Origin of the sequence: Marinibactrum halimedae (assembly GCF_021234875.1) — a bacterium.
GTDB lineage: Bacteria > Pseudomonadota > Gammaproteobacteria > Pseudomonadales > Cellvibrionaceae > Marinibactrum > Marinibactrum halimedae.
On record NZ_JAJQVM010000001.1, the window covers coordinates 283,114 to 300,269 of the forward strand.

General features: G+C 43.9%; 10 protein-coding genes. 6 read left to right on the top strand and 4 right to left on the bottom strand.

The annotated features are described in order from the left end of the window. Positions 1-21: 21 nt before the first annotated feature. A complete protein-coding gene (gene hmgA, locus LU351_RS01235; RefSeq protein ID WP_232592170.1) occupies positions 22-1,374 on the bottom strand; it encodes a homogentisate 1,2-dioxygenase in 1,353 nt (450 codons plus the stop codon). A gap of 344 nt (positions 1,375-1,718) precedes the next feature. Beyond that, positions 1,719-5,471, bottom strand: coding sequence for a di-heme oxidoredictase family protein (locus LU351_RS01240; RefSeq protein ID WP_232592171.1), 3,753 nt, complete (start codon positions 5,469-5,471; stop codon positions 1,719-1,721). A gap of 483 nt (positions 5,472-5,954) precedes the next feature. On the opposite strand from LU351_RS01240, the gene LU351_RS01245 reads away from it, so the two are divergent. From LU351_RS01245 to LU351_RS01260, 4 genes are all read left to right on the top strand, one after another. Beyond that, positions 5,955-6,230: a hypothetical protein gene (locus tag LU351_RS01245; protein WP_232592172.1), complete on the top strand. Its 276-nt coding sequence runs from the start codon at positions 5,955-5,957 to the stop codon at positions 6,228-6,230. A 298-nt stretch (positions 6,231-6,528) separates the two neighbouring features. After that, positions 6,529-7,608 carry an extracellular catalytic domain type 2 short-chain-length polyhydroxyalkanoate depolymerase gene (locus LU351_RS01250; RefSeq protein WP_232592173.1) on the top strand — a complete coding sequence of 360 codons (1,080 nt, stop codon included), beginning with the start codon at positions 6,529-6,531 and terminating at the stop codon, positions 7,606-7,608. A 129-nt stretch (positions 7,609-7,737) separates the two neighbouring features. Beyond that, on the top strand, positions 7,738-8,262 hold the full coding sequence (locus tag LU351_RS01255) for a hypothetical protein (protein WP_232592174.1): 525 nt from the start codon (positions 7,738-7,740) through the stop codon (positions 8,260-8,262). Positions 8,263-8,588: 326 nt separating this feature from the next. Further along, positions 8,589-9,920 (top strand): esterase-like activity of phytase family protein, encoded by a 1,332-nt coding sequence (locus tag LU351_RS01260; protein WP_232592175.1) that lies wholly within the window; start codon positions 8,589-8,591, stop codon positions 9,918-9,920. A 46-nt stretch (positions 9,921-9,966) separates the two neighbouring features. On the opposite strand, the gene nhaA is transcribed toward LU351_RS01260, so the two are convergent. Continuing rightward, positions 9,967-11,163: a Na+/H+ antiporter NhaA gene (gene nhaA / locus LU351_RS01265; protein ID WP_232592176.1), complete on the bottom strand. Its 1,197-nt coding sequence runs from the start codon at positions 11,161-11,163 to the stop codon at positions 9,967-9,969. Between the two features lie 750 nt (positions 11,164-11,913). Here nhaA and LU351_RS01270 point away from each other — a divergent pair. Together LU351_RS01270 and LU351_RS01275 are read left to right on the top strand one after the other, a co-directional pair. Continuing rightward, on the top strand, positions 11,914-15,120 hold the full coding sequence (locus LU351_RS01270; RefSeq protein ID WP_232592177.1) for a di-heme oxidoredictase family protein: 3,207 nt from the start codon (positions 11,914-11,916) through the stop codon (positions 15,118-15,120). A 518-nt stretch (positions 15,121-15,638) separates the two neighbouring features. Further along, positions 15,639-16,628 carry an efflux RND transporter periplasmic adaptor subunit gene (locus LU351_RS01275; RefSeq protein ID WP_232592178.1) on the top strand — a complete coding sequence of 330 codons (990 nt, stop codon included), beginning with the start codon at positions 15,639-15,641 and terminating at the stop codon, positions 16,626-16,628. Between the two features lie 277 nt (positions 16,629-16,905). Here the strand turns inward: LU351_RS01275 and LU351_RS01280 are convergent. Next, positions 16,906-17,156 (bottom strand): transposase (locus LU351_RS01280; RefSeq protein ID WP_232592179.1); only part of this gene is annotated, 251 nt, incomplete at its 5' end.

Consider the following 17,156-nt stretch of genomic DNA (forward strand, 5'->3'; position numbering starts at 1 on the left):
CGTTAGTTTCTTGATAGTGTATTATGGTTGTCCATTAAAATATTTTTTTAAGTTCGCCCAGCATTCCATGTAGTTAGTTTGTCGTAATGGTGTATGGAGAGCAAACTCTGTTGGCTCTATTACCCAATGAGATTCAAACATAAAGGCCAATGTGTCTTGATGTTGCTCGGGAATTAGCTTGCCGTTAACGGCCTGTTCAAAAACTTCTGCTTCAGGCCCATGAGGAGACATGCAGTTATGTAGGCTCATCCCCCCAGGAAGAAATCCGTTTGGCTTTGCTTCGTATTGCCCTTTAATGAGCCCCATAAATTCGCTCATTGTGTTTCTGTGATACCAGGGTGGGCGGAAGGTATGTTCACTCACCTGCCAGCGTGGTGGAAAAATCACAAAATCTACATTAGCGGTTCCTTCAGCAAAGCTTGGAGAAGTGAGTACGGTAAAAATAGAAGGATCTGGGTGGTCAAAGCTGACACTGTTGATGACGTTAAAGCGACTAAGCTGGTATTTGTAGGGCGCACTGGTACCAACCCAAGCTACAACATCCAGTGGAGAATGGTTTAATTTGGCACGATACAGTTGGCCAAAAAATTTTGTGATTAATTCACAGGGCTCATCAATGTCTTCAAAATAGGCTTTGGGATATTCAAAGTCACGGTCATTGGCGTAACCATTCGCTCCTACAGGCCCTCTTTCTGGTAGCGTAAAGCTTTGTCCATAATTTTCGCAAATATAACCACGAGCTTGTTCGTTAATTAGCATAATTTTAAATTTGATACCTCTTGGTATCACTAAAATGTCACCAGGTTCAACATAAAGCAGCCCGAATTCTGTATAGGCGCAAATGTCACCCAGTTCAGGAACAATTAAAAGCTCTCCGTCTGCGTTATAAAAGTATCTATTTTCCATACTTTTATTGGCGGTATAGATGTGAATGGCAATACCTGCTTTTGTTTTGACGTTACCGTTTGCTGCAATGGTAGTAAGCCCATCGATAAAATCGGTAGGTTGTGTTGGAATAGGAATGGGATCCCAACGCATGTTATTTGGCGGGCAATAAGAATCATTAAGAGGGGCGCTTTTGATGGCGCCAAGATTTTTTTCGTTTTTTATGCTTGTTTTATCGGTATTTTGGTTAAGTAAACCTAAGGGTTCAAAATCATTCATTGCCACAGAAGGACGAATTCGGTACAGCCAAGAGCGCCGGTTACAGTGGCGTGGTGCGGTAAAAGCGGTCGAGCTAAATTGCTCAGCGTATAAGCCGTAAGCACAGCGTTGAGGATTGAATTGTCCAACCGGCAAGGCACCTGGTAGAGCCTCAGTTTCATGTTCATTTCCAAAACCCGATAAGTAACTAATCTCATTGTGAAGCTTCATCATCGCCCCTTAGTTTTTATCTTTTATGTTGTTATTGTCGTCTTAGCTTCAGAATTTCTATTTTTGATTCATTGTATTGAATGATTACGTTAACCTAATTTTGAAATATGGTAATCCATTTTTCGAGCTTTTATCATCTTTATTGATAGTAGAAAGGTTATGGAAATGGTGGCTAGTTAGCACGTTGTTGGCAACACAGTTGGTTTTGGCCAACCTTAGGGGCAATGTTAGGCGATTGGGTGTTAGAGGATGATTAACTCAAACTTGGAAAGAAAAACCGGCCAGTGGCCGGTTTAAGAATACGCGCAATGGATATGTTTAATAAAATGAAAGCGTATAGAAAATCATAAGGCGTGCAGATAGTCGATAATTGCTTTACGTGCTGATGGCGATGCCTGGAGGTAGGCGTTTCTCGCATTGTTGCCCTTGCCTCTATGGCGTTGGATAGCCGCATCAAAAGTGTGAGAGGTGCCATCGTGCATGAGTTGGAAACTATCTTGATTACCTGTACGTACATAGGAAGATAATCCTACTCCCCATAATGGAGCAGTTCGAAATTCACCCTCCCCTAAGTCGTGTAAGAGTAGATCCGTATAAGGGTGAATGGTCTGATCGGACAGTTCTGAAAACTCACTTTCACCGGTTTGCACTTCCATAATGTGGCACTGGTTGCAACCAAATTCTTGAAAGCGCTGGTGTCCTGGGTGCTCGGTAAGGTTCGCCCGAGGAGACGGAATGGCGGTGAGGCTGGCATATACCACTAAATCGTTTAATGTTTCATCATCAATTTCTTGAGGGCCAAAGCCATTCACACTGGTTCCTACTCCCATATCAGATTTTAAGGCATCGACAATCTGATGTTTTACGGTGGCAGTATTGGCATCCCAGCCGTATTTTCCAACACGTGTTACCCCTTCAAAATTGACGTAATTGACTCGCCCGCCATTCATGCGTGCCCAAGATTTTATAGTGGCATCTGGGATAGCATCTAGTAATCCCATGCCAAGCATACGTGGGGGGATGACAGCTTGGGTTGTTTGGCGTTCCCCTGAGCCATTGGCAAAGTGGCAATCAATACATGAGTTTTGAATGGCTTGAGTTGTTTTGCCCGCCATTTCAGGGAAATTTAAGTTTCCATTTGAGGCTTGGGGGCCAGGTAATAGCTGCTCTACATGATGCCCGTCGTTAAAGTCGGTGTGAAATAAGCGACGGCCTCTCAGCCAAGATTCAATGTGATTTCCACCAATGTTATAGGCGTGTTGCATGTACGCCAATCGTTGCTGTTCTCCTCCGGTTGGTGACAGTTGCGGTATGGTGGTGTCGCCTCCAAGTGAGGAATACGCATCATTGATACCAGTAAGCCCTGCTGCTGGGTCTTGGTTATTGGTCGTGAACCCTTCTCCCAGTATGTACCGAAAGGTTTGCCCGTAATAATTAACGTTATCGCCTGTAAGTTGTGCTTGATCAAAATTAATGGTGGTTTCAAACTCAATTTGTGTGCCGTAGTTAAACGGAATGCTTAGGTTTTGATCTGGCTTCATTACGGCTCTCCAACGAGTGGCTTGGGCTCGTTGTGAGGCGCTAGCGCTACAGGCCGGAACGATATCACCGTTATCCAAAACAAGGTCCATCACATAACCGTATTCGAAGTTGGTTTCATCCCCATAGACTTTGGAGAAGCGCCAGTTAGGTACTTGTTGATTGCAATCTTTGGTATTCCCAAAAACATCAATCATGGACATAGGTACGGCACTGCTGAGAATAACGACAACACAAGGGTCTGTAGTACCGCAGTTTTGAAGTCGCTCGCTAGTGGCGCTATCACGAGTGTAATCGCGCATCTCAAAGGCCCCGAATCGGGCTCGCCAATACTCGATATTGAAGTTGTTAAAGTCACTGTGGCTGAGCTCGTGTCGAACGCGGTATCGTTCAGCTCTTCGTGTGATGACGACATCATTAATAATTTCTGTAGTGGAGATGTAGCTTTTAATGTCTCCGTTGGTGGGAATAAGCGGAGTAACGATAGTGCCATTATCATTGCTGCCGTTATTTCCGTTATTTCCGTTATTTCCGTTATCACTTTGCCCATTGCCGTTTTGTCCATTGTCACTTTGCCCGTTGTTGCTTCCGCTATTACTGTCTGAGTCGTTGGTGGGGCTGGTAGGGGTATTTCCGGTACCTTGTGGGCAAGAGAGTGGCGCGCCATTGAAGATGACTTCCCCAATCGAGACTGAATCGCTTTGTGCGGTGAGGGTTAATGAGGTGCTGCCTGTAATGCCTTGCCACTGAAGTGGTAAGCGCATTCCTGAATCAATGGCGTTGGTGGTGTTGTGAGTACCATAGGTCAGCTCGATAAGTTGGCTGTTGCTAGCACTATTGGATGTGACTTCGACTCGGTCATTGCCAGTCCCTTCTAGTGTCCACTGGAAGGATTGGTTTTGAGCCAATACGCCTAAATCGGTGCAAGATGCTGTGTCGACAGGTTCTTCATCAGTATGACTTCCGGCCGATGTATTATCTCCTGTTGTACCTCCTGTTGCTGTGCCCCCTGTTGTTGTACTTCCATCTCCATTCGTGCTTCCTGTGCCTGCGTTTCCTCCGGTGTCGCTTCCTTGGCCTGGACTGGCTGGCTGAGAAGAGAGGAACGTGAGCTGGTCAATATTCACTGCGGTATCGCCGTTATTGAACGCCAAGGCGACAGTGTCACCTTGATTGATAGGAAGTGCGATGGAGGTTGTGTTATAGGTGCCGGTCCATGCCCCAGTAGTTTCAAAGGTAATCGGATGTTTTACATCATTGACGCTAAGGGTAATGGAGCCGCTGAATGCGGAAGCGTAATGTAACTCTACAGAAGTGGCTGAGGGTGCATCGTTAATAATAAAACCTGCCCCCGTATTACTAATGTAGGCAACACCAGCATTTCCTGATGCCGCTGTGTCTGAATAGACTGTGGCAGATCCAGTCAGTGTACTGTTTTCAGCTTCAATAACAACACGGGTAGTTTCCGGTGAAGAGGGTGGGGAGGTGGTATTAGGCCCTTGAGGTGAAGCGGACGTGTGCAGCCTGTCCAATAGGTCTGAACTTGGTGTTAACCATTGGTCGCCAGTGACTTCTGCAAGCCAGCGTGAGCGTATATCCGTGTTGCCTTGTATTCTTGTATCACCCCAATACCCGTTTTCATAGGGAGCTGCCCACATTGGCTGGCTGTCCCAATCAGCATTAATGTAAGCAACGGCCTTAATGACATCGCTGTTGCTTTCAATGAAGGCAAAGTAGTTTGCAAACCACTCGTTCCATATCTGCGGCCCAGTTTTGACGACATCGGAAGTAGTGCGCTGAAGGCTGCTGTTGTAGGTCAGTTCTGTCGTGTCATAACGCTGAGGGGCAGATTCCGCAATCATTAAGGGTTTATTACGGGAGCGCGCAAGTGACACCATTGGTGAAAGGGCACCGTTGTTGCAATCTTGAGGGGTAAAGTAAGACAGGCCCATCCAATCTACATATTGGTCTCCAGGATACCACTCTTCAATGCCTTGGCTGAGATAGCTGCCACCGCAGTAGGTGGCGCCTTGCCATACCATCGCGACGTTATTAGCCTGAATATTCGATAAAACCTGGTGCATGCGTTGCCAAGCTTGAATAAAGGCATTAGGTTCATAGGTATTCCAAATACCGTCAAATTCATAGCCCCAACGCAGAAAAACAGGGCGGTTCCAGTCTTTTAATGTTTGGGCCAGAGTTTGAAGATTTTGATCTAGTGTGCCTTGGTTAATCGCGTCAAGCTCGCCAACAAGATAGACACCAATGGCCAGGGCGCTGTTGGGGTAGTCCTGATGCAATTGCGCCATGTTATTATCGCCGGCATCATTGTTCACCAGTGTATTCAGTCCACTGAGGTCGGAGATAGAGATATAACCAGTGAGTCCGGTCGGGATGTGCCCAGTATTTGAGGTATAAGCGGAAATGCTGTCTAGGTCTTGTCCGATAAATAGCAACTTTTTATCAGAAGGAGGGAGCAGAGGCCCTTCAACGGCCGTGGCGGATAACGCTGTGCCAAATAACAGAGGGCAGAGTTTTAACACAAATGATGGGCGCATCACTAGAATCCCTTAGCTGATAGTGAATCAGCAATGACTGTTTGTTGGAATATCGCGTAGAAAGCGATGTTGGCGTTACCCTAAGACAGATTTCGTGGCGCACTTGTGAGTTGTATCGTGGAGCTGGATTCAAACAAAGTGTGTGTCTAGCCTGATCACGATCATTATGAATAAAAAAGGAGTGCGCTTATGTAATATTTAATTTGACGCAGTATGACACATAACTATTTTTGTAGAAATTTTATATGCCTTTTTTCATTAACTTTATCTGTCTGACTGGTCATTTAAAGGAATTGATTTCTTGATGGCCTGAAAAGTATAAAAAATAAAACATAATGGAATAAAAGGTGTGTTAGGGGGGATAAATAGTGCATTCTCTGTGCTGCCCATTATGGAAAATTGCCGAGCTATATCATTTTACAAGCCGCTACATGTTGATGACTTACGAAAACCCTACGAATTGTTAAAAGTTTACGAACTGCTATGAAAACCGATGCCAAGACGCTTGTGGAGCGTCATAAAAACTTAATTCATTCTGAAAACCAAAAAGTCATTAGCCATAACCAACGAAGTGATGGTGAATGGGTAATGCACAGCGTCATGATTGATGGTTGCAAAGTGCCCTTTAAGTTTAAACGTAAGGAGAAGTATCAGAGTTTGGTAGGGGCGCGTGTAAATTTGACTTATTATCCTGATACCGAAACGGTTGCAGGGCTTCCTTTTGAGGTAATGAAGGTGGTGAGAATAAAACGATCTTAACCTAATGAACTCTGAGCTATTCTTGGAGGAGATATTGATGATGCAAATGCCTCTTTGATAGTAATCAGTGTTGTTAGTACCTGCCTATCTTTCTTAACTTCAACTACTCAAACAAAACTTGTCGTTTCTGTACACATATTCGGCGCAATAAGCGCAAAACTCTGGCAAGTAGTCACTATAATAGCGGGTGGAGCGAGCAGGCTTTAGTGAAATGGATGGCTTAGCTCATTACCTGCGCAAAATCTGAATCAACTGATGTTCTAATTGCAACTTTTAACCACGTGTTGAGGGATGTGTTATGGATAGTTTTTCAAAATTGCTACGAAGAGTAAGCCGTTCTGCGGTGATTGTATTGCCTTTTTTAGTTTCTACTCACACTGCGATAGCCGCAGATAAGTTGCCTGCATTAGGGGTTAACTTAGAAAATACCTCAGTATCGGGTCTTTCATCCGGTGCGTTCATGACCTCCCAATTTTATGTGGTTAATTCAGATATCATGGTGGGGGCTGGGGTGATTGCAGGTGGACCTTATTTATGTGCGCAGTCTTATGCATACCAAAGCTATATGGTAAACGCGACGACAGCGTGTATGAACCCATTAACGGCCAGTGTTGGGCCGAATACCCAAATGCTTGTCAGTAAAACGAAAAAGCTTTCGAAAGAAAAAAAAATAGATAACATAGATAACATTAAGGACGATAAAATTTATATTTTTTCGGGGAAAGCTGATCATGTTGTAGCCACTAAAGTGGTTGATCAAACAGAAAAGTTTTTCCTAGATCTTGGCGTTGATGCAGATTCTATTCTGTATAACACTAATGTTGATGCAGGGCATGCCATTATCACCAACAATAAAAAAGATACGGAATGTGATTTAACTAAGGCGCCGTTTATCAATGATTGTGATTTTGAGCAATCACACCGCATTATTCGGCACATCTATGGTGATACTAAGCCGCCATCAGAAAAAGCCACAGGTAAAATCATTAAATTTGATCAACTTGAATTTGTTGATTCCGAGTATACCAGTATGAGCAAACACGCTTATGCTTATGTTCCAGACCAGTGTTATTCGCAATCGTGTAATTTACATGTTGTTTTTCATGGTTGCTTGCAAGGTGCAGACGTGATTGGTGATCAATACTATGCGGGTACTGGATATAATGAAATTGCAGATACCAATAACTTGGTCATGTTATATCCTCAAGTTCACCCTTCAAAAGGTAAGCCATTAAACCCACAAGGTTGTTGGGATTTTTGGGGATATTCCTTACCTGAAGAATCTCAACCGGATTACTTCACAAAAGAAGCGCCTCAAATCAAAGCGGTAACCAAAATGGTAAAACGCCTTGCACAGCAAAATGTTGCTGCACAATAGTGTGTGTTTTTTAGGTTAGTAATTTGGGGGTGTAGTTTTTGGTGTAGTTTTTGATAAGTCAGAGGTGGTGATTTGTATCATGATTACCACCTTCAATGAACTCTGAAACCCGTAAATGGAGATAATGAAATGGCTGCTGGTGATCAATCTTATTTTGAGCTGGATCCTAAGTTAGAAAAAGCATTAAGTAGAGTTGTTGAAACAGGTAAAACCACTATTGAAAATATGAATGTTGTTGCCAGAGCAATCACGCCTTTCAAAACGTTTGCTCAAATCAATGACAATACAACGAACTTTTTGAATAGTGTGGATTGGGGGAATGTGGTTAAAAATTCTTATTTACCTGAGTCATACCAAACACCTCTAACACAGCTTGCTGAAATTCAGCAAGCGGCTATTAAAACGACGGTTGAAGGACAAGCGAGTTTTTTTAAAACCCTTTCAACAGAGGGGAAAGAAATTGCGTCAACACCCGTGCCTATTGAAAAGCCTCAGGAGGCAATGGCGGATTACATTGATAAAAGCTTGGACTTATACGATGACGTTAATGAGGCGATGAAAGAGCAGGCCAGTCAACTCAATACTGTACAATCGGCTTATATGGCTTGGTATCAAAATACATTGCAGTCAATGTCTGCGGCGCCTAAAACGTAATGTCTATTACTCAATTAACGAAGTTTTATTATTTAACGTTAGGTGCCTAACCTTAGTTCAGTGTTTAATCCGCCGTAATCTTATTATTACGATTCCATTATTGTGAGCCGATAATGCCTACAATCTAACCACTTTTTTATCTGACTATGAGTGTAATGCATCTTTATAATACTCTCTTAGGGCGATAAAAAAGTAGGTTAGTCGTTATTATATTGTCGTACAATTGCAATCGAATTTCGTTATAACACCCTCGGAATACCAATAGCCAAGAGACCACTGTATTACGAATGGTCGAAGTGGCATAAATAGATCATTAAGAGGGTGTTATGAAAAAATCACTATTGTTTTTATCGATGGTCAATGTGGTTGCGGTTGCTGGAGTGGCATTATCGAACCTATCGCTGGCTTCTCTGTACGATACTGATAGAGAAGAGCGAATGATCATCGATTCGGCTGAAAATACGAGCGATGGGGATGCCAAAGTATTTGTAGGAAAGCCTTGGTTATCGGGGTTTGTATCCTTACCCGCTGATTCATTTGCAGAAGGGCCTGCGTCTGGTGGAGATGATGGGGAGGGTAATCCTATTTCGTCGAATGGACGTGTAGGTCCGTTTCCTGGGCAACCCATTCAAGGCTTTAGTGCGGTACAGCGAGGTTCATTGCATCCACATCATTTTCTTTTCTTATCGGATAATGGGTTCGGAGCCAAAGAAAATAGCTCAGACTACCTTTTGCGTCTTTATGAAACGACAGTCAATTTTTCTTGGTTTGACCCCGGAAAAATTTCTGTGGAAGACTATGTTTCCTTTTCTGACCCAAATCACTATGTTCCTTTTCCCATTACACTGGAAGATGGTTCTGAGCGTTTATTGACTGGCTCTGACTTTGATATTGAGTCACTGGTGGTCGACAATAATGGTGACTTGTGGATCGGTGATGAATTTGGCCCATTCCTTTTGCACTTTAGTAAAACAGGCGAACTACTGGAAGCGCCTATTGCCACACCAGAAATACGCAATGGGCAGATTGATTTATCTCGTCAGGTAATGTCTCCGCAAAATCCTTTTCTCTCTGGAGAAGCCACTCTTCCCCGTTCGAGGGGATTTGAAGGTATGGCTTTTAGCCCAGCTCGTGATTATCTGTACCCATTACTCGAAGGTACAGTAAAGGGAGACCCAGAAAACAGCCTACGAATTTATAAGGTTTCTACCCAAACCAGTGAGTTTGTGGATTTTATCGGGTTTTATCCTACAACAAATGGGAACGCCATTGGAGATTTTACGACCATTAATGATCATCAATTTTTAGTCATTGAGCGTGATGGTGGACAAGGAAGTAGTGCGGAGTTTAAGAAGATTTTCCTGATTGATTTCCGTCATGTTGATACAGAAGGTTTTATTCAGAAAACAGAGTTGGTTGACTTATTGAACATTAATGACCCTCTGGATGTGAATAATGATGGAGAAAAAACGTTTACCTTTCCTTTTGTAACCATTGAAAACCTATTAGTGTTAGACCCTTTTACCCTGCTTGTGGCCAATGATAATAACTATCCATTTTCTGTAGGGCGTGGGCCGGATATTGATAATAACGAAATCATTAAAATCAGTTTGCCTAGACCTCTTTTATTGAGTCCAAAATTATGGTTTAAAAAATAATATTTCCTTGAAGTGAGGGGTATTTTAGCCCCTCTTCACGCTCAATCTACTTTTTTGTATCGTTGTTAATGGGTAAGTAGCGATTAAGGATGACGTACCCTGTAATTCCAGAGGCAATAGAGCCAAGTATAATGCCAATACGTTCATCAAAAAGGTAATTGATTTCCGTTTCTTCAAACGCGAGTGAGCCGATAAACAAACTCATGGTAAACCCTATACCACAGAGTGCTGCGGTGCCGTATAGCGATGCCCAATTCATATTACTAGGGAGTGTTGTCAATTTTAGTTTGATGGCAAACCAGCAAAAACCAAAAACCCCCAATTGCTTTCCCAGAAATAACCCAAGCGCAACACCAAGAGGAACGCCGTGAATAAGTTGGTTTGCCTCAATGCCGGCAAAGTTAATGCCTGCATTGGCAAACGCAAATATAGGTAAGACGAAAAACGCCACAACAGTGTGTAAATCATGCTCAAGATCTTTTAGAGGGGAGTCGGTAGGGTTATCTTTCGTTTTCATGGGAATAAAGGCGGCCAATAATACTGCAGATAAGGTTGCGTGTACGCCAGATTTAAGCATGGAGGTCCACATAATAATACCGATGACAATATAAATACTTTTCGAATCTACTCCTTTTCGATTAATAAAAAAAAGCAGGCATAAACAGGTGCCGACAAAAATCAGTGCCAGCATAGAAATTTTTGACGTATAAAAAAAGGCAATAATAACGATGGCACCGATATCATCAAAAATGGCCAGCGATGTTAAAAACACTTTGAGTGATGTGGGAACTCTTGATCCAAGTAAACTTAACACACCCAATGCGAAGGCAATATCGGTGGCGGCCGGTATTGCCCACCCTTGTATCGCGTTAGGGTTGTCGTAATTCAGGGCAATGTATATTAATGCTGGTATGAGCATACCCCCTATCGCGCCAATGGCAGGAAGTACTACATTTTTCGGTTGTGACAGCTCTCCTTCCATTAACTCCCTTTTCAATTCAAGCCCCACATGGAAAAAGAAAATGGCCATCAGTCCATCGTTGATCCAAAGTAATAAAGGTTTGTGAATATGTAAGGCGCCAATGCGAATTTCTACCGGGACATCTAGCAATTGTTGATACAAGCTTTCAAAGGGGGAGTTTGCTAACACCATGGCAAATATGGCGGCTGCCATAAGGAGGAGTCCACTGGCAGAATCCATTTGAAAAAAATGAGAAAGGTGAAATTTATTTTTATTATTCATTGGGTGTTTCGCCAAGAAAGTGGGTTTACAAAACAGTTGTCCTATATGTGAATGTGCAAACCTTTAGTGTCGAAAAGAAACGCTATTGAGCCGTTGTTGTTTGAGTAGCTTTTATTATTAATCAGTGTAGAAGATGAATGGTATTTGTTCTGCGTGTGCAGACATTAAATGTCAATAATCATATATTGTTCTGTTATCGGTCATAAAAGTATGATTTATTTTTTTTGGGTGAAATGTAACCTATTTTTACCGTGCCTTAAAAAACTATTCAAAGTTTTTTTGAAAAGACGGTTTATGAATCACTGACGTAGTTATGAGGTGTGTCACAGAGTTTCACCAATCTGCTCCTCAGAATAGATAAAAAGAAGTTTGCCTAGGACGTGCAAGCAGAATTCATGACGTGGGTAGCGTTCTTTATTTATGCAAACGATTACATTTAATGGGTAAGTTGAAGTTTTTCTGTGATTGGAATGCAGATTTGTATTCTGCGTGATGGTGGGATTGGTTTTTCATAAGTGATACAGGTTTTTATTCTGCGTAGCGATTTCACTTCACCATCGTTTATCACAGTCCATATATAACAAGCTGTTTCGCAAGTTATGTATCAAAGCTGGATATCTTCTTTGAACCACTCATGGAAGACCTATTAGAAAACTATTTTTGCCATTTTCACTATCAGTGGAATGGATGGCCATTGGGATTCATTCCTTGTTGCCATTTAATGTAATCAACCGACCAGAGGCCGATCTGATGAAATTCAAAAAGCAGCTTCTGCTCACCAGCATTATTTGTGCTGGTTATGGGTGGAATATGCACGCGCTTGCCGATGAGGGTATTCGTGCAACCGGACCTAATTCCGGCGTTATTTACTTCCAAGACAAGGGCTATAGCGGCTCTTGGAACTACATTTGTTATAACGATAATTGTGTGCCTGGCCAGAAAGTTGATGGCTATTGGGAGCGTGAAGTCAGTGGTTTGACCGACGGTGGTTCCTACACCATTCAAGCAAAAATTCAGGATAATGCGACAGGGCAATTTTTATCTGGAAATCTTCCTGTGACATTCGACACTTCTGTAACCACAGGCGGTAGTGTCGATGATGCCGGGGATACGGATGAAGAGCCGCCGACCGGTGATGATGATACGCCGACGCCGACGCCGACGCCGACGCCGACGCCAACGCCGACACCGACGCCAACACCGACGCCGACGCCGACGCCAACTCCGACGCCGACGCCTACTCCGACGCCGACGCCAACTCCGACGCCGACGCCAACTCCGACGCCAACTCCGACGCCAACTCCGACGCCAACTCCGACGCCGACTCCACCTGATTCATGTGATGCACCTGGAGGCGATGCAGGTAATGACATTGATTATGCTGCAGATATGGGAGAAGGCTATGAATTTGGTATGACGACTGATGGTTTGGTCTACCACAACGCCATCGCCGGGCATACCCCTAGCTTTGCCATCGTTGGATTACAAAGTGCCGGTGTGAATATTCCAGAAAGTGGCCCGTTTGCTTTCACTACGTCGACTGGAGCGAGTTATCAGCGCTATCAGGCTCAGGTCCCCAATGTGAATGCCAATACCGATTACAATCTCGAAATTCGTTTACAAGGCAATCAGTTTGGTAGTGGGCAATGTATTTACAATATCACTGTGAAGCCAGGTGAGGGCGTTGTCGATTCGCCATGTTATACCGCAGGTGGTTCAACAGGCGGTGGTGGTGATGTGATTGCCGAGCCAACACCTGAGCCAACAGTCGGGATGGTTGTTACAAACGGTTCTCAAGGCCAGGCTCGCCTCATTGCAGGCTCCGTGTTTGCTGACAAAGAGGGCTTCGCGTTATACACCTTTGACAATGACAGTGCGAATGTCAGTAATTGTGAAGGCGGCTGTGAAAATGCTTGGCCGAAAGTGGTTGTGGAATCTCCCGAAGATGTGATCGGTGCGGGTGGCGTGACTGGGGAATTTGGCACGATTCCAAGAACACGCACTGTCACAGATGATTGCGGAAATGAAGTGACCGTGACGGATTATCATGTGACCTACAATCAGAAGCCTTTGTACTTCTTCCAAGGTGACACTTCTGCTTCAACGACTGCCGGTGCTAACCGACCCAGCTGGCGTTTAGCGGATGCAGCGTTGATACCGCAATTGCCACGTGTTGCACATCCAGCGCCTGCGTTGAAATCCACCGTTAATGGTTTGGCTCCGAGCAACTTTGGATACGCCATTGACATCGAAGGTCGCACACTGACTTGGCGTCCGAGCGGTGAGAACAATATGGCAGGTTTGATTCAGCAGTTCTCTCCATGGGCAGGTGATGGGCAGCCGTTGTCTGCGAAGGATCCAAATCTTGAGTTATGGTGTTCAAATAACCAGATTCAATTCCATAAAGTTGATATGCCAGGAACCTTAACAGGCCCTTATAAAGCTGAAATTCCGGGCGCTTGTTACGGTAATTTCTACTATTTCTTGCGTTATCGTACCTACGGCACCATGAACTTGGATCCTGAGAGTAACTGGGTATACACCGCACTTTATGAGTACGATGAAAACAATCCGAATGATCGTATTGATCCACGTGATCGACCAACTGTGACTTATTCTTCTGCGAACTGGCAGCGTCATGGTCATCCTCACTCTCGTGATCGTGCTGAAGAGGTCATTCATTTTGATGCCATGCCTTACAACACCTCACTCACCAGTGGTCTTGAGCGTTATGCCACCACTTTTGTGGATGGCCCAGGTGTATTCCAGGTTCAGCCACACGCGAATGGTTCGATTCTGAGAATCGAGGCGTTTGAGTGGGGGGCAGGAAACTGTCAGGGGCCTCAGTACATGATCAATGCCAATAACCCAATGGCGGCAGGTCGTTTCGATTATGGTCAGATTATTTCTTGGGAGGCCACCTTCGGTAGTTCTCAGAATAATTTCCCAGGGGGTTCTGGAATTGGTTCTCAGGTGTACAACACCATGCAGAATGTGACCGTAGGTATGGGCTTTACCTCATCGACGGGCGATCCACGCTTGAATTTGGCAGGGCCAGCAGGGGTTCGAATGATTCATTCGGATGGCTGTAACCCTGTTGAAAAAGAAGAGCGTAACTCGAAGTTTGCTCAACAGGTAACAACGGTGACAACCGGTGAGATTGTGGATGAATTCATTAAGGGTCATGACTTGTTCCACGGTCAGCCTAAAAATTCGGGTGCTAGACCTGGTGATACAGGCTTTGCCGGCAGCCGTGCCATTGTGGATGTGAATGGAACGACGCATAAAGCAGCGGGTATGGGCTCTTGTGGTGATTGTCACTTCCGAGATGGCCGAGGCAGTTTTGTGGTGGAGACACCAGATGGTCCGCGTTTGGCACCACCGACTTACGGTACCGGGTTACTGCAATACATTGAGAATGCAGAGGTTGGTTTAACTTGGGAAGGTGATGTAGCCACGGTACGTGAACAAGCGGAAGCGGCATTGTTCAACGATCTTGGTCTACGAGTGAATGACATCGGTCAGCAGAATTTTGATCAAGTCGTGTCTTACAACGAGACATTGCATGTACCCGTTCGCTTATACTCGTCCTACGCTGATCCTGAAGTGGCAGAAGGTGAAGTGGCGTTCCATGAGGCGGGCTGTGCGGACTGTCATCAGCCGACTCAGAAAACGAGAAGCGATGCGCCAGATTGGGCTCGTGACCTTTACATTCGCCCTTACACAGACATGAAGTTATGGAATGTGGGCACCGGTAAAGCGTTCCGTACTCCGCCACTGTGGGGAATTGGTCAAAACATCACTCTGCTTGAGCGCAATAACATGGCAACGTTGTTTATGCACGATGGCCGAGCTAATTCTTTGGAAGCAGCAATTGATGCTCACGGTAATAACTCTGTTCCTTCTTTGAGCAGTAGCGATAAAGCAAAAATCGTTAAGTTTATGAAAACCCTATAAATATAAGGATGTTTGCAGGGTGCGCTTAGCTTGAGCGCGCCTTGTAACTCCCCCAGTTTTTGAAGATATACATTTCCCAATGTGATCGATATTTTCAAATACGATCATTCTTTTTAAGAAACACACCGTGCAAAGCACGTCTCTAGTTTCACACGCTTTACAGCTCACTCCCTGAGTTAGCGCATCCAATTGGGTGCGCTCTTTTTCTTCACACATATTGTTATTCTAAATTGTCCGAATCTTCCTTCTCTCACTGCTATCGCGGTGTGTTCGATATGTGTTATTCAACAAAGATAGCAGAGGGGTTTCATTGGTAGGAATGGTTTTAGTCCAAGTAAGCAACTGCTAAACTGCCGGTAAGTTGTGGCGTATCAGATCAGCACTGGGCAGTATTTTTGATAACGTTGCATTGTACGAATAGTTGCATTGTATGAATAGAAGCACTGAGTAGTATGTAAGATGGGGTTTGCCTGTTCTTTAAAGGTCTGCAAATAGTGAGTCAGTTGATGGTGTGTCAAATGTTTAATAAACAGTTTTGGGGTTTGGAGCTAGGGTTGAAAAAGGTCATTTTGGTAATGATGATGGCTGTTCTTTCTACTGTTTGCTTATCCCAAGAGACCACCCAGGCCGGCCCCTCCATATCAAAAACGAAAGACATCGCTAAAAACACCGAGCAAGAACAGAAAAAGGAAGAAGAGAAAAAGCAAGAACAGGAAGATAGCGAAATTATTAAAGCCAATGGGGCGAAAGTTAAAATTACCTCAAAAAAGCCGGTAACTCTAGTGAGTAAAGTAGGGGATGATACTGGAAAAAAACTCTCGGTGGTCAGCTGCCTTTTGAAACCCAGCCAGCGCTTGCGCTTAAGCAGCCAGGTTCACGGTGTTCTGGACGAGGTTCATATCACTCAAGGGGATCAAGTCGAGAAAGATCAATTACTCATGACGCTGGAAAGTAGTGTTGAGAAAGCTCAATTAGACATCGCTCGAAATGAGGCAAAATACGCTCAAAAAAACTTCGAGCGAAATAAACAGGCCGTGGAAGAATCTATTCTTTCCGATAAGCTGCGAGATGAACTCTTTCGTCAAGTGAATTTAGCCAAATTGGAACAAAAAAAAGCAGCGGCGCTAGTGTCGCAACGACGCATTCAAAGCCCGATTGAGGGGTATGTCTATCGGGTGTATGCCAATGAGGGTGAGCGTGTGGCCGATAAGCCCGTGGTCGAAGTCATTGATTTAGATCCGTTACATGCTGATATAGTCATGAAAGCAGATCAATTTGGACGATTAACGCCTGGTATGGCGGTAAGTTTGGCGCTCCAATACAGTGGCTCCACGGCACGTTCTTTGGTAACGGGGACTGTGGCGGTCGTTGACCCGGTTATTGACGGCAATAATGGTACTTTCAGTGCTCGAATAGAGGTTGCCAACCCTGAAGGTGATATTCCAGCTGGGCTAAAGTGTCAGGTAGATCAATTAAATCATGAAGTAGTGAGTAGAGTAGAATATTAACATTGGACTTTTATCAGTTGATATTTAAAGTGTTGAAGCTATTCTCTCTAGTATGAAACGATTCAATAGCATAAAACGATTCAATATTAAATAATTTAATGCGAAAAAATTAATGGAAAATGATATTTTTACTTAAGGGAACCTCTATAAATTCGTTTTTTTAGCGCGATAATTTTCTAATTTTTTCTACCGGAACATTTACCGAAAATAATTATCATTACGCATTTATTTACAAAAATATTGGATAAAAATTCGTTCTTTTGATGATTTTTTCTCCCTATTTGTATATTCCAGACGCACGTTGGCCGCATAGCGTGACAAATCGTCTCATGTTATACGTGATATTCATCATGCCAATCTTCACCGCATTTCTCTCTATGCCAATAACTCGAAAATAGAGCCCGCCTTGTTCATTGGTCATAGAACCAAATACATGTTCTACACGCGCTCTAACTTTCGACTTTTTGGTGTTGGATTTTTGCTCTCTGGAAGTCAGTGGCTTGTTGCGTTTCCCTTTCTTATGAACAT

Bases quoted from the DNA above. Each gene is read 5' to 3' on its own strand.
- LU351_RS01275 (WP_232592178.1), top strand. From the start codon at position 15,639: ATGTTTAATAAACAGTTTTGGGGTTTGGAGCTAGGGTTGAAAAAGGTC.
- LU351_RS01255 (WP_232592174.1), top strand. From the start codon at position 7,738: ATGGCTGCTGGTGATCAATCTTATTTTGAGCTGGATCCTAAGTTAGAA.
- LU351_RS01250 (WP_232592173.1), top strand. From the start codon at position 6,529: ATGGATAGTTTTTCAAAATTGCTACGAAGAGTAAGCCGTTCTGCGGTG.
- LU351_RS01245 (WP_232592172.1), top strand. From the start codon at position 5,955: ATGAAAACCGATGCCAAGACGCTTGTGGAGCGTCATAAAAACTTAATT.
- LU351_RS01240 (WP_232592171.1), bottom strand. From the start codon at position 5,471: ATGCGCCCATCATTTGTGTTAAAACTCTGCCCTCTGTTATTTGGCACA.
- hmgA (WP_232592170.1), bottom strand. From the start codon at position 1,374: ATGAAGCTTCACAATGAGATTAGTTACTTATCGGGTTTTGGAAATGAA.
- LU351_RS01260 (WP_232592175.1), top strand. From the start codon at position 8,589: ATGAAAAAATCACTATTGTTTTTATCGATGGTCAATGTGGTTGCGGTT.
- LU351_RS01270 (WP_232592177.1), top strand. From the start codon at position 11,914: ATGAAATTCAAAAAGCAGCTTCTGCTCACCAGCATTATTTGTGCTGGT.
- nhaA (WP_232592176.1), bottom strand. From the start codon at position 11,163: ATGAATAATAAAAATAAATTTCACCTTTCTCATTTTTTTCAAATGGAT.